The 12,310-nt window shown below is 64.9% G+C and carries 10 protein-coding genes and 1 pseudogene; 6 read left to right on the forward strand and 5 right to left on the reverse strand.

Annotated elements, in window-relative coordinates; genetic code table 11:
- Nucleotides 1–42: 42 nt before the first annotated feature.
- From BRAS3843_RS23025 to tyrS, 3 genes and pseudogenes are all read right to left on the reverse strand, one after another.
- Nucleotides 43–1,743 carry a methyl-accepting chemotaxis protein gene (locus BRAS3843_RS23025; protein ID WP_008971469.1) on the reverse strand — a complete coding sequence of 567 codons (1,701 nt, stop codon included), beginning with the start codon at nucleotides 1,741–1,743 and terminating at the stop codon, nucleotides 43–45.
- 127 nt (nucleotides 1,744–1,870) lie between these two features.
- Nucleotides 1,871–3,119, reverse strand: a pseudogene (locus BRAS3843_RS23030) (MFS transporter).
- 56 nt (nucleotides 3,120–3,175) lie between these two features.
- A complete protein-coding gene (tyrS, locus tag BRAS3843_RS23035) occupies nucleotides 3,176–4,429 on the reverse strand; it encodes a tyrosine--tRNA ligase (protein ID WP_008971472.1) in 1,254 nt (417 codons plus the stop codon).
- Nucleotides 4,430–4,600: 171 nt separating this feature from the next.
- Between tyrS and BRAS3843_RS23040 the strand changes: the two genes are divergently transcribed.
- From BRAS3843_RS23040 to BRAS3843_RS23050, 3 genes are all read left to right on the forward strand, one after another.
- Nucleotides 4,601–5,704 carry an anhydro-N-acetylmuramic acid kinase gene (locus BRAS3843_RS23040; RefSeq protein WP_008971473.1) on the forward strand — a complete coding sequence of 368 codons (1,104 nt, stop codon included), beginning with the start codon at nucleotides 4,601–4,603 and terminating at the stop codon, nucleotides 5,702–5,704.
- Between the two features lie 81 nt (nucleotides 5,705–5,785).
- On the forward strand, nucleotides 5,786–6,463 hold the full coding sequence (locus tag BRAS3843_RS23045; protein WP_008971474.1) for a glutathione S-transferase family protein: 678 nt from the start codon (nucleotides 5,786–5,788) through the stop codon (nucleotides 6,461–6,463).
- 1 nt (nucleotide 6,464) lies between these two features.
- Nucleotides 6,465–6,794, forward strand: coding sequence for a multidrug efflux SMR transporter (locus tag BRAS3843_RS23050; protein WP_008971475.1), 330 nt, complete (start codon nucleotides 6,465–6,467; stop codon nucleotides 6,792–6,794).
- Nucleotides 6,795–6,842: 48 nt separating this feature from the next.
- Here BRAS3843_RS23050 and BRAS3843_RS23055 read toward each other — a convergent pair whose 3' ends face one another.
- Together BRAS3843_RS23055 and BRAS3843_RS23060 are read right to left on the reverse strand one after the other, a co-directional pair.
- A complete protein-coding gene (locus BRAS3843_RS23055; protein WP_008971476.1) occupies nucleotides 6,843–7,490 on the reverse strand; it encodes an alpha/beta hydrolase in 648 nt (215 codons plus the stop codon).
- A 340-nt stretch (nucleotides 7,491–7,830) separates the two neighbouring features.
- A complete protein-coding gene (locus BRAS3843_RS23060) occupies nucleotides 7,831–8,781 on the reverse strand; it encodes a LytTR family DNA-binding domain-containing protein (RefSeq protein ID WP_008971477.1) in 951 nt (316 codons plus the stop codon).
- Nucleotides 8,782–8,860: 79 nt separating this feature from the next.
- Here BRAS3843_RS23060 and BRAS3843_RS23065 point away from each other — a divergent pair, with 79 nt between their 5' ends.
- The 3 genes from BRAS3843_RS23065 to sufB form a co-directional block, all read left to right on the forward strand.
- Nucleotides 8,861–10,060, forward strand: a complete 1,200-nt coding sequence (locus BRAS3843_RS23065) for an acyltransferase family protein (RefSeq protein WP_008971478.1) — start codon at nucleotides 8,861–8,863, stop codon at nucleotides 10,058–10,060.
- Nucleotides 10,061–10,108: 48 nt separating this feature from the next.
- Nucleotides 10,109–11,272: a cysteine desulfurase family protein gene (locus BRAS3843_RS23070; RefSeq protein WP_008971479.1), complete on the forward strand. Its 1,164-nt coding sequence runs from the start codon at nucleotides 10,109–10,111 to the stop codon at nucleotides 11,270–11,272.
- 84 nt (nucleotides 11,273–11,356) lie between these two features.
- A partial coding sequence (sufB, locus tag BRAS3843_RS23075; protein ID WP_035982516.1) for a Fe-S cluster assembly protein SufB occupies nucleotides 11,357–12,310 on the forward strand: 954 nt, incomplete at its 3' end.

Raw genomic sequence — 12,310 nt, forward strand, 5'->3', positions numbered from 1 at the left:
TTGTTTGTCGGTTCGTTTGTCGCATGATCAGTCGACAGGATGCTACGCCGCCCGCACGCCCGCCAAGAAGGTGTTGACCTCGGCGGAAAGCTGCTCGGCCTGCTTGGAGAGGTTGCTGGCGGCTGTCAGCACGTGACCGGCGGCGCTGCCGGTCTCGTTGGCGGCGGTCGAGACGCCGCCGATATTGGCGGTGACCTCGCGCGTGGCCTGCGCGGTCTGGGTCACATTGCGGGCGATCTCGGCCGTTGCCGCGCCCTGTTCCTCGATGGCCGATCCGATGGTGGCGGCAATGGCCGAGACCTCCTCGATCGTCGAGGTGATGCCGTCGATGGCGCCGACCGCCTCCTTGGTTGCGTTCTGGATCTGGGCGATGCGGTCGCCGATCTCCTGCGTCGCCTGGGCGGTCTGGCTGGCGAGGCTCTTCACTTCGGCTGCGACCACGGCAAAGCCGCGTCCGGCTTCGCCGGCACGCGCGGCCTCGATGGTAGCGTTGAGTGCAAGCAGGTTGGTCTGGCCCGCGATGCTGGAGATCAGCTCGGCGACATGTTCGATCTGCTGGGCGCCATCGGCGAGCGCGCGGACGATGGCGTCGGTGCGGCGGGCGCTATCGACGGCGCGGCCGGTCACTTCAGCGGATTGCGCAACCTGGCGGCTGATCTCGGTGATCGACGAGGACAGTTCCTCGGCGGCGGTGGCGACCGTCTGCACGCGCGAGCTGGCTTCGGTTGCGGCGGAGCTCACCGCGGTGGCGCGTGCATTGGTGCTCTCGGCGGTGCCGGTCATCGACTTCGCGGTGGCCTCGAGTTCGCCGGCGCCGGACGCCATCATGCCGACCAGCCGGCCGACAGAGGCATCGAAGCGGTTCGCCATGGCGATCAGGGCGTCGCGCTTTTCCGCCTCGCTGCGCTGCTTGGTGGCGGACTGCTCCTCTTCCAGCATGCGTGCGGTGATCGCGGTCTTGCGCAGCACCTCGAGCGTCTCGGCCATCCGGCCGATCTCGTCGCCGCGTTCGGTCTCGGCCACCGGCTGCTCGAGCGCGCCGCCGGCGATGCCCTGCATCCGGTCCTTCAACCGATGCAAACCCCCGACCACATTGTGTGAGATCAGGAACGACAGGATGCCGAGCAGCAGCAGCAGCAGCGCGGCGCCGATCGTGCCCAGCCGTATCAACAGCGCGGTGACGTCGGCCTCGATGTCGTCGACGTAAAGGCCGTAGCTCATGACGATGTTCCACGGTGCAAAGCTGCGGACGAAGACCACCTTGCGAACCGGTTCGGTCTGGCCCGGCCGCGGATAGAGATAGGACGTCGTGCTGCCTTCCGTTTTTTCCAGCCCGGCCTTGATCTGGGCGTCGGCGATCTTGACGCCGTTGGCATCGGTGGTGCCCAGGATCTTGCCTTCCAGCTTCTCATTGGGGCCATTGAGCAGGAGCGAGCTATCCGAGACGTTGTATGCTATCGGATAGCCCTGGCCGTTGTTGAAGTTCATGCGCCGCGCGAGATAGCGGAATTTGGTCTTGGCCTCGTCCACGGTCATCTTGCCGGCTGCAACCTCGGTCTGCAGTGTTTCCGCGAGCCCGTGCAGCAGGTCGACCGCGGTGTGCATCTGCGTGACGCGATCGTCCAGCATGCGGGCGCGGCTGAGCCATGCCGAGACGCCAACGATGGCCAGCACGCTCATGGCGGCCAGGATCACCATGCTCGCGAGCTTGGTGCGGATCTTCATGCGGCTGAGCAGGGCCATGGCTTCCTCGTCATGATTATTTTGACGAACGAATTAGCATCAATCCTCTTACTAATGGTGAATGTGGCCCGCTTCTTGCGTGTCCATTAGATGGACGGCGTAGTTCGATACAGCTGCGGCCCTTGAACTAATTACGCAGCGCGGGGACGACGAGAAATGGAATCATGCCGATGATGACGCTGACCAGCGCCAGCACGATCAGCGGATTGTAGCTGTGGGTGAGGTCGTGGATGACGCCGCCGCCCCATGAGCCGAGCGCTGCGCCCAGGCTCGAACCGATCGTGATGGTTCCATAGATCGTGCCGAGCCACCTGCCGCGAAAGATCTTCATCGCGGTCGCCGACAGCAGCGGACCGCGCGAGCCGATCATGCTGCCGAAGCAGATCACGAAGCCAGTGAGGAGCCAGATGCTCGGCGCAAACTGCAGGCCCCACAGCATCAGAATGCCCGCGATCGACAGCGCATAGCTGAACAGAACCGACGGCCTGCGCCCGATCACGCCGTCGAGCCAAGACACCGAGCATGCCGAACAGCAGGACCACGCCGGAAAAGCCCCATGCGGTCGCCGCCTGCAGCGGCAGAAAGCCGGCATCGATCAGATAGGCCACAACCTGCGGCGCGATCGAAAACATCCCGATTGCCGTGAAGAAGAAGGTCGCAAACAGCGCCCAGAACGCGTGATGGCGCAGGGCCCGTGGCAAGGTCCAGCCGTCATCGGCTGCTTCGCTGCCGAGGGGGCGTGTGATATGCGAGGCGCCCTTGGCGAACAGTCGCCACGGCAGCAGCAACAGCGGCACGAGCAGTGCGAGCGCGCTCGCGCCGAACAGCTGATAGGCGCTGCGCCAGCCGATGCTATCGATCAGCAGCTGCGATGCCGGCAGCAGGATCAGCACGCCGGCGCCGGTGGCCGAATAGATCACCGACATCGCGGTCGGCAGCCGCGGTCCGAACCAGCGCCCGAGCAGGATCGAGTTCGGCACAAGCCCGATCAGGGCCACGCCGATGCCGACGCACAGGCCGAGCGAGAGTCGGAATTGCCAGAGCTGCGAGGCAGAGGCGGCAATCAGGAAGGCCGAGCCGAGCAGCAACAGGCCGAGCGCGTAGACGGCCCGCGGACCGGAGTGATCGAACAGCCGGCCGATCAGCGGCGCGGCGAGCCCGCCGGCCAGCGCTGCCAGCGAATAGATCGAGACCACCTCGGCGCGGTCCCAGCCCATGCTTTCCGAGATCGGCTTCAGGAAGACGGTAAAGCTCTCGGCGAGGCCGCGCCCGAGCACCGAGAGCGCAAAGCACAGCGCCAGCACGACCAGCGCCACGCGCGCGGGCTGCGCCGCTTGTGCTGGGGCTGCGTCCTCCCGTGACGCTTCCGTTTTCATGCCTGCCAGGGGGCCGCAGATTGTCCGCCCTGGCAAGCCGTGAAAAGCGAATGCGCCTATGCGGGCTTGACGAGGACGTGGCGCTTCTTGCCCAGCGACAGCTTGATCACGCGCTCGCTGGTCAGGTCGTTCGGCGTCAGCGTCATCTTTTCGTCGGTCACGGTTGCGTCGTTGACGCGCAAGCCGCCGCCCTTGATCTGCCGGCGCGCTTCGCCGTTGGAGGCGACGAGGCCGGCTTTCACGAAAGCCGTGAGCACGCCGAGTCCGGCCTCGAGCTCGGCGGAAGGAACCTCGACCGTCGGCAGGTTCTCGGCGATCGCGCCTTCCTCGAAGGTGCGCCGCGCGGTCTCCGCCGCGGTGCGCGCGGCCTCTTCGCCGTGCAGCAAGGCGGTGGCGGCATCCGCCAGCGCCTTCTTCGCCTCATTGATCTCGGCACCTTGGAGTGCGGCGAGCTTGTCGATCTCGCCGAGCGGCAGGGTCGTGAACAGCTTGAGGAAGCGCACCACGTCGGCGTCCTCGGTATTGCGCCAGTACTGCCAGAAGTCGTAGGGGCTGCACTGGTCGGCGTTGAGCCAGATCGCGCCCTGTGCGGTCTTGCCCATCTTGGCGCCGGAAGCGGTGGTCAGAAGCGGCGTGGTCAGGGCGAACAGCTGCGGCGTGCCCATGCGACGGCCGAGGTCGACGCCGTTGACGATGTTGCCCCACTGGTCCGAGCCGCCCATCTGCAGCCGACAGCCGACCCGCCGCGACAACTCGACGAAGTCGTAGGCCTGGCAGACCATGTAGTTGAACTCGATGAAGCTCATCTCCTGCTCACGCTCGAGCCGCAGCCGCACGGAATCCATGGTCAGCATGCGATTGACCGAGAAATGCCGGCCGATGTCGCGCAGCATCTCGATCCAGTTCAGCTTGGTCAGCCATTCCGCATTGTCGAGCATGGCGGCATCGGTCGCGCCGTCGCCATAGCGCAGCACCTTGGCAAAGACCCCGCGGATGCTCGCCTTGTTGGCCTCGATCTCCGCGATGGTGCGCATCGCGCGGGTCTCGTCCTTGCCGGAGGGATCGCCAACCATGGTGGTGCCGCCGCCCATCAGGGTGATCGGCTTGTTTCCGGTCTGCTGCAGCCAATACAGCATCATCATGGTCAGGAAGTTGCCGATATGCAGCGAGGGTGCGGTACAGTCGTAGCCGACATAGGCAGTCGCTTCGCCCTTGGCCGCAAGCGCGTCGAGGCCCTCGAAATCCGAGCACTGGTGGATGAAGCCGCGACTCTGCAGCACGTTGAGGAAATCGGACTTGAAGGCAGTCATTTATCGACGACTCTGACGAATGGTGTTTACGCTGAATTGCGCAAATGGCGGAGAGACTTCGCAGACCACGGCGCGCGTTGTGGCTTATAAGATGCGGCCACCTTCGACAAGCGTCACCGCAAAATGGCCGCACTCGGTGCGAAAGGTTGGCATTTTAGGGTTCTCATGGCGATGATTCTGACCACGCTGGGTCTGATGAGCGGTACCTCTCTGGATGGGGTGGACGTGGCCCTGCTCGAGACCGATGGCCGCCGGATCAAGGCGTTCGGCCCGACCGGCTACCGGCCTTATAGCGCGGGCGAGCGCAGCCTGTTGCGCCAGGCGCTCACCGAGGCGGTGCATCTGGACAGTCGCGAGGCGCGGCCGGGTGCCTTGCGGGCCGCCGAGGAGGCCGTAACCGTGGCGCATGCGGAAGCAGTCGCTGCGTTCCTGGCGCAGAACCGCCTCGCTGCCCAAGACATCGATATCATCGGCTTCCACGGCCAGACCGTGCTGCATCGGCCGGAGCGTCGACTGACCGTGCAGATCGGCGACGCCGCCGTGCTGGCCAAGGTGATTCATGTTCCAGTCATGCATGATTTCCGCGCTGCCGACGTCGAAGCCGGCGGGCAGGGCGCCCCCTTCGTGCCGGTCTATCACCGCGCTTTGGTACAGTCGCTGGGACGCGGGGGGCCGGTGGCGGTCGTCAACATCGGCGGCGTCTCGAACATCACCTATGTCGATGGTGACCAGACGCTGATCGCCTGCGACACCGGGCCGGGCAACGCGCTGCTCGACGACTTCATGGTCCGGACCACCGGCCAGGCCTTCGATCAGGATGGCCGCATGGCCGCGCAGGGCACGGCCGATGAGGCCTGGGTGGCCCAGGCATTGGCGCGGCCGTTCTTCAAGCTGCCGCCGCCGAAATCGCTCGATCGCAATGATTTCGCGGATCTCGTGCTCGGGGGCGTCTCGCCCGCCGACGGCGCTGCGACCCTGACGGCGTTCACGGCGGCGGCCATTGCGCAGATCGTGCCGCTGCTGCCGAAGGTGCCTCGGAGCTGGATCATCTGCGGCGGCGGCGCCCGCAACCTGACCATGATGCAGATGCTGCGGCAGCTGCTGGCGCCGGCGACGGTGGAGTCCGCCGAAGCGTTCGGCTGGTCGGCGGATGCGATCGAGGCACAGGCGTTCGGCTTTCTGGCCGCGCGCGGCATGAAGGGCCTGCCGCTGAGCTATCCCACCACCACCGGCGTCACGATGCCGATGACCGGGGGCATGATCGCACGGCCGTGATTGGATGCAGATACATCCACCTTGACTGTTCGATGCAAATGCATCTAGTTTGATGCATCTGCATGAACAGCGAGGATCGCCATGGCCGCCGCACTGAAGCTGATCAGCCACAAACTCTGTCCCTATGTGCAACGGGCCGTCATTGCCCTGACCGAGAAGGGTGTCGCCTTCGAGCGGATCGATATCGATCTCGCCGACAAGCCGGACTGGTTCCTGAAGATCTCGCCGCTCGGCAAGGTGCCGGTGCTGACCGTGGCCACCCATCAAGGCGAGGTGGCGCTGTTCGAGAGCAACGTGATTTGCGAGTATATCGAGGAGACGCAAGCAGGACTGAGGCTGCATCCTGCCGATCCGCTCAAGCGTGCCGAGCATCGCGCCTGGATGGAATTCGGCTCGGCGATCCTGTCCGATCTGTGGGGCCTGGAGACCGCGGCCGATGCCGCGACATTCGAGGCCAAGCGGCACGCGGTGATCGCCAAATTCGCGCGCGTGGAAGCTGCGCTCAGGCAAGGGCCGTTCTTCGCAGGCGAAAGCTTCAGCTTGGTGGATGCGGTGTTCGCGCCGATCTTCCGCTATTTCGACATCTTCGACGAACTCAGCGACCTCCATGTGTTCGCCGAGACGCCGAAGCTGCGGGCCTGGCGGACCGCGCTGGCGCAGCGACCCAGCGTGAAGGCGGCCGTCGGCGCCGACTATCCGCAGCTGCTGCGCGCGTTCCTGGCGCGGCACGATGCGCATTTGTTGAAAATCGCGGCGTGAGATGTCGGCACCGGTGGCTTGGCTTGCGCTGATCGTTGCCGGCGTGCTGGACGTCGGCTGGGCGATCGCGATGAAATATGCCGACGGCTACACGCGCCTCGGCTGGAGCCTCGTGTCACTGGTGCTGCTTGCAGCCTTTGTCTTCCTGCTCGGGCGCACGCTGCAGGTGCTTGAGGTCGGCATCGCCTATGCGGTGTGGACCGGGATCGGCGCTGCGGGCACGGTGCTGATGGGTGTGCTGCTATTCGGCGAGTCCGTGAGCGTGACCAAGCTTGCCGGGATCGCGCTGGTGCTGGCCGGCATCGCGGCGCTCAAACTCGCGCCGGCATAGAGTCGTGACATCCGCGGGCGAAGCAACATCGCCCGCGGACGAGGGAGCTCAGCGTACGTTGGCGAGCCGCATGTCGAGATAGGCGGTGATCGTCTCCATCAGCGGCTCGAGCTTGCCGTCAAAGAAGTGGTTGGCGCCGGGGATGACCTGCTGATCGATCACGATGCCCTTCTGCGTCTTCAGCTTTTCCACCAGCGTGTTGACGTCCTTCGGCGGCACCACCGCATCCCTTTCGCCGTGGACGATCAGTCCGGAGGACGGGCAGGGCGCCAGGAACGAGAAGTCATAGAGGTTGGCGGGCGGCGCGATCGAGATGAAGCCCTCGACCTCCGGGCGGCGCATCAGAAGCTGCATGCCGATCCAGGCGCCGAACGAGAACCCCGCGACCCAGCAGGCGCGCGCCTCGGGATTGATGGTCTGGGCCCAGTCGAGCGCGGACGCCGCATCCGACAATTCGCCGGTGCCATGGTCGAACGAGCCCTGGCTGCGGCCAACGCCGCGGAAGTTGAAGCGCAGCACCGAGAAGCCGCGATGGGCAAAGGCGTAATAGCACTGGTACACGATCTGGTGGTTCATCGTGCCATGGAACTGCGGATGCGGATGCAGGATCATCGCAATCGGCGCGTTCTTCTGCTTGGCCGGATGATAACGGCCTTCGAGACGGCCAGCCGGACCGTTGAAGATGACTTCAGGCATCAGAGAACCCTTGGAATCCTTGGCAGATCGTCGACCGACTTCGCCCGTGCTTCATCTGGCGCCTCGCCGACGAAACTCTGCTGGAAAAAGTGGTGATCGGGGCACCATCCGGTGAAACACGCGGGCGGTACCATCGTGAACGGAAGGCCGCTTCTAACATGGAGCGCAGGGCAAAAAGCAAGGATTTTCAACATCCGGCACCAGGTTCAAGATGTTAGCGGGCCGTTGTGCCGCAGCTCCGTGCTGCCCCGGTCCCGCGTCCCGCTGACCTCTTCTATGTACCTGGAATTGCTGCCGAACATCGTGATTGGGCGCATCTGGCTCCGATGCCGGCCGCCGCTCAGGATGGCGCTGCGCGGTGCTCCAGCGCGCTCACGCCGGCGCGGTAGCGGCGGCTGCCTTGCAGTGACTGGCCGTTGTCGAACATGAGTTCGAAATCGCCCGACGGCTTGAAATCGACGCCTCTCACCCGATCGAGATTGGCAAGCTTGGTCCTGTGCACGCGAACGATCCGGAACGGCGCAAGCTCCGCTTCGGCGGCCGCCAGCGTCCCGCGGATCAGGTGCTCTGAGCCGTCGGCAAGGCGGTATTCGATGTAATTGCCGGCGGAGGCGACCGAGAGAATCTGTCGCGGCTCAATCCGGATCCGACTGGCGCCGTCGCGCAGCCAGATCGACTGGGGCAGTTCCGGCTTGGCCGTTGCAGGCGCTCCCGACTCGCTTCTGCGTTCGGCCATCAGGTCGCGCCGGCTGTCGACCAGCCAGATCGTGCTCCCGATCAGCATCGCGGTCACCACGTCCTTGCGGAATTCATACAGCAGCGTCGCGAATGAGGTGTTGAAGTCGTACGAGCTTCCGACCGCCCAAAGCACGAGCTTTCGGATCCCAACCATGCCGGCGATATGGACGGTCGAGAAGCTTATCACAGCGCCCGCCGCGATCACGACCCGGGGCAGCCAGCGTGAGGTCCGGCGCAGGCGCCGAACGGCGAGAACCAGGATCGGCATCGCCAACAGGATGACGGCGATGCTCGACAGTTCCCAGAACACCAGCCGGCCGGGGTCATAGCTGTTGCCACGCCGGGCTGCTTCCTGTGCCGTCGACAGGGCGTTCACGATACCGATCGCAATCGCGATGCCCGCGATGGCGCCGAACACTGCCCAATCGCTGCCGCTGATCCCGTAACGACCACCGCTCGTCCCAGCCGGCGGCGGTTCATCCCACGGGCTCCGGTGCTGGTCCCGAACAGGCTCGACGCCACCGGCATCGCTGGCATGTTTCGTCTCGGCCATCTTCATCTCAGGCCAATCTCATCAGTCCTGGCGCGACAATCGTGCTCGCCGACCGGGCAAGGGCAAGGAAGCGGTAGCGATGTCAACACCGCAGAAACATACGACCTCGGAACGACGCATCGATCTCGACTGGGTGCGGATTGGAGCGTTCGGGCTCCTGATCTTCTACCACGTCGGCATGCTCTACGTATCCTGGGGATTCCATATCAAGAGCGCGCACCGGCTGGTCTGGCTGGAGCCCCTGATGCTGTTTCTCAATCCCTGGAGGCTGGCGCTCTTGTTCCTGGTATCGGGAGTGGCGACCCGCTTCATGCTCGGCAAATACGACCGGCTGGCATTGCTCCGCGCACGGTCAGCCCGACTGCTGATTCCGCTGATCTTCGGCATGCTGGTGATCGTGCCGCCACAGGCCTATGACCAGGTGGTCGAGAGCGCCGGATATCCTGCGGGCTTCCTCGATTTCTACCTGCGGCATTATCTCAGCTTCGCGGTGCAGTTCTGCCCCGGTCCCTGCATCGTGCTGCCGACCTGGAACCATCTCTGGTTTGTGGTCTATCTGTGGGTCTACACAGTTGCGCTCCTCGGCGTGCTGGCGCTGTGGCCGCCGCTGGCCGACCGGCTCGGAACCCGGCTCGCGGCTGCGCTCGCCGGCCCATGGCTCCTGATCCTGCCATGCCTGCTGTTCGTCGTGTGGCGGCTCGCTCTGTTCCCGAACTTTCCGTCGACCCATGCGCTGTTCGGGGACTGGTACAACCACGCCGACTATGCGACGGCGTTCCTGATCGGCTTCCTGCTGGCGCGGCAGGACAGCGTCTGGTCCGAGCTGGAACGCCAGCGCTGGGCGACGCTCGCCGTCGCGGCCGGCTCGTTCACCGTCTTCATCCTGCTGCGCGCGGGCCTCGGCGCGACACTCGCGCCGCCACCGGCGTTGAAAATCAGCGCTGGTGTCGCCTATGGCTGCTACCAATGGCTCGCGATGGCCGCGGTGCTGGGGCAGGCGCGGCGCCACTTCACCGCCGATGGACCGGTGCGCCGCTATCTGACGGACGCGATCTTCCCCTATTACATCGTGCATCAGACCGCGATCATCATGATCGCGCACGCCCTGCAGGGCAGCGGGCTGTCGGCCGGCCTCGAAGCTTCGATCGTCATTGGAGGCACCGTGCTTGTGTGCGTGTCGACCTATGAGATCGTGCGGCGGATCACCTGGCTCAGGCCGCTGTTCGGATTGCGGATGGAGGCGAAGCAGCCGGTCAAGGTCATTCCGCAGCCCGCCTGAGGCTGTCGGTTCCGATTGGCCGGATGCCAGAAGGTGGTAAGAGGGACCATGCCGGATCGCGTCTATCTCGATTGGAATGCCACCACGCCGCTGCGGCCCGAGTCTCGGGCCGCAATGACGGCGGCGTTCGACCTGGTCGGCAATCCCTCGTCCGTGCATGCCGAGGGACGGCAGGCGCGGCGGGTGATCGAGGAGGCGCGCGAGAGCATTGCGCGGGTGCTCGGGGCCGCGCCGCGGAACGTGGTGTTCACGTCCGGCGGAACCGAGGCCAATGTTCTCGCGCTCAGCCCCGGCTTGCGCGCACCCGCCGGACCGGTCGAACGGCTCTTGGTCTCGGCGGTGGAACACGCCTCGGTGCTGGCGGGCGGGCAGTTCGACCGAAAGGAGCTCAGCACCATCCCTGTGACCCCATCCGGGGTGGTGGACCTGGAGCGTCTGCGGGCGATGCTCGCCGGTGGCCCGCCGGCGCTGGTCTCGGTCATGGCTGCCAATAACGAGACCGGCGCGCTTCAACCGATTTCGCAGGTGGCTGAGCAGGTACGCCAGGCGGGTGGAATTCTGCACGTCGATGCGATCCAGGCCTTTGGAAAAATACCATTCAATGTCAGCGAATTAGGCGTGAACCTTGCGACCGTTTCTGCGCATAAGATCGGTGGCCCGAAAGGCGTCGGCGCCCTCATGCTGGGCGCTGGGATCGAAGGCCCCGCAGCGCTGTTGCGGGGTGGCGGCCAGGAGCGCGGCCGCCGCGCCGGCACCGAAAATGTGAGCGGAATCGCGGGCTTCGGCGCGGCCGTGAAGGCCGCCATGGCGGCTTTGGACGCGGACTTGGCGCGGGTCGGCAGCTTGCGTGACCGTCTCGAGGCCGGCCTGCGCCAGACCACCGGCGTGGTTGTGTTCTCGTCGGACGCTCCCCGGCTACCGAATACGACGCTGTTTGCCGCCCCCGGGATGAAGGCTGAAACGGCGGTAATCGGCTTCGATCTGGCTGGAATCGCGGTCTCGTCCGGCTCAGCCTGCTCTTCCGGCAAGGTGCAGCCATCCCACGTCCTGGAAGCCATGGGCGCCAGTTCCGCTTTGGCACAGGGAGCGGTGCGCCTCAGTCTGGGCTGGTCTACGGGTCCGGAGGACGTGGATCGCTGTTTGGAGGCTTGGCGAAAGCTGTCCCTGAGCTTACTTAAGAGGAGCGGCGAAACAGAGCTTGAGCGATTCTAGATAGGTGATTTCGCCGGAGAAACGTCGTAAGACGGTTCCAGAAGAGGTCCACCGCGGTCCTTGAAACCGCGAGCGGAGGATGGAATGCCAGCCGTACAAGAGACGGTCGACCGCGTCAGGCGGATCGACGTCGACCAGTATAGATATGGGTTCGAGACAGCCATCGAATCCGAAAAGGCCCCCAAGGGGCTGTCCGAAGACATTGTCCGCTTTATTTCGGAGAAGAAGAACGAGCCCGCCTGGATGCTCGAATGGCGGCTGGAGGCGTATCGCCGCTGGCTGACCATGGAGGAGCCGACTTGGGCGCGCGTCGACTATCCCAAGATCGACTTCCAGGACATCTATTACTACGCGGCGCCGAAGCCGAAGAAGCAGCTGTCCTCGATCGACGAGATCGATCCGGAGATCCTCAAGACCTACGAGAAGCTCGGCATCCCGCTGCGCGAGGTCGCGATCCTCGAGGGCGTCGAGCCGGTCCCGGGGGCCGGCAGTCCGGAGAGCCGCAAGATCGCGGTCGACGCGGTGTTCGACTCGGTCTCGGTCGCGACCACGTTCAAGGAGGAGCTGAAGAAGGCCGGCGTGATCTTCATGCCGATCTCGGAGGCGATCCGCGAATATCCGGAGCTGGTGCAGAAATATCTCGGCAGCGTGGTGCCGACCTCAGACAATTTCTACGCGACGCTGAACTCGGCGGTGTTCTCCGACGGCTCATTCGTCTACGTGCCGGCGGCCGTGCGCTGCCCGATGGAGCTGTCGACCTATTTCCGCATCAACGAGCGCAACACTGGCCAGTTCGAGCGCACGCTGATCATCGCTGACAAGGGCTCGTACGTCTCCTATCTCGAAGGCTGCACCGCGCCGCAGCGCGACGAGAACCAGCTGCATGCGGCGGTCGTCGAGCTGGTCGCGCTCGATGATGCCGAGATCAAATATTCAACGGTGCAGAACTGGTATCCGGGCAACTCGGAAGGCAAGGGCGGCATCTACAACTTCGTCACCAAGCGTGGTGACTGCCGCGGCAACCATTCGAAGATCTCC

It is taken from the genome of Bradyrhizobium sp. STM 3843 (assembly GCF_000239815.1).
GTDB lineage: Bacteria > Pseudomonadota > Alphaproteobacteria > Rhizobiales > Xanthobacteraceae > Bradyrhizobium.

Bases quoted from the DNA above. Each gene is read 5' to 3' on its own strand.
- BRAS3843_RS23025 (WP_008971469.1), bottom strand. From the start codon at position 1,743: ATGGCCCTGCTCAGCCGCATGAAGATCCGCACCAAGCTCGCGAGCATG.
- tyrS (WP_008971472.1), bottom strand. From the start codon at position 4,429: ATGACTGCCTTCAAGTCCGATTTCCTCAACGTGCTGCAGAGTCGCGGC.
- BRAS3843_RS23040 (WP_008971473.1), top strand. From the start codon at position 4,601: ATGATTCTGACCACGCTGGGTCTGATGAGCGGTACCTCTCTGGATGGG.
- BRAS3843_RS23045 (WP_008971474.1), top strand. From the start codon at position 5,786: ATGGCCGCCGCACTGAAGCTGATCAGCCACAAACTCTGTCCCTATGTG.
- BRAS3843_RS23050 (WP_008971475.1), top strand. From the start codon at position 6,465: ATGTCGGCACCGGTGGCTTGGCTTGCGCTGATCGTTGCCGGCGTGCTG.
- BRAS3843_RS23055 (WP_008971476.1), bottom strand. From the start codon at position 7,490: ATGCCTGAAGTCATCTTCAACGGTCCGGCTGGCCGTCTCGAAGGCCGT.
- BRAS3843_RS23060 (WP_008971477.1), bottom strand. From the start codon at position 8,781: ATGGCCGAGACGAAACATGCCAGCGATGCCGGTGGCGTCGAGCCTGTT.
- BRAS3843_RS23065 (WP_008971478.1), top strand. From the start codon at position 8,861: ATGTCAACACCGCAGAAACATACGACCTCGGAACGACGCATCGATCTC.
- BRAS3843_RS23070 (WP_008971479.1), top strand. From the start codon at position 10,109: ATGCCGGATCGCGTCTATCTCGATTGGAATGCCACCACGCCGCTGCGG.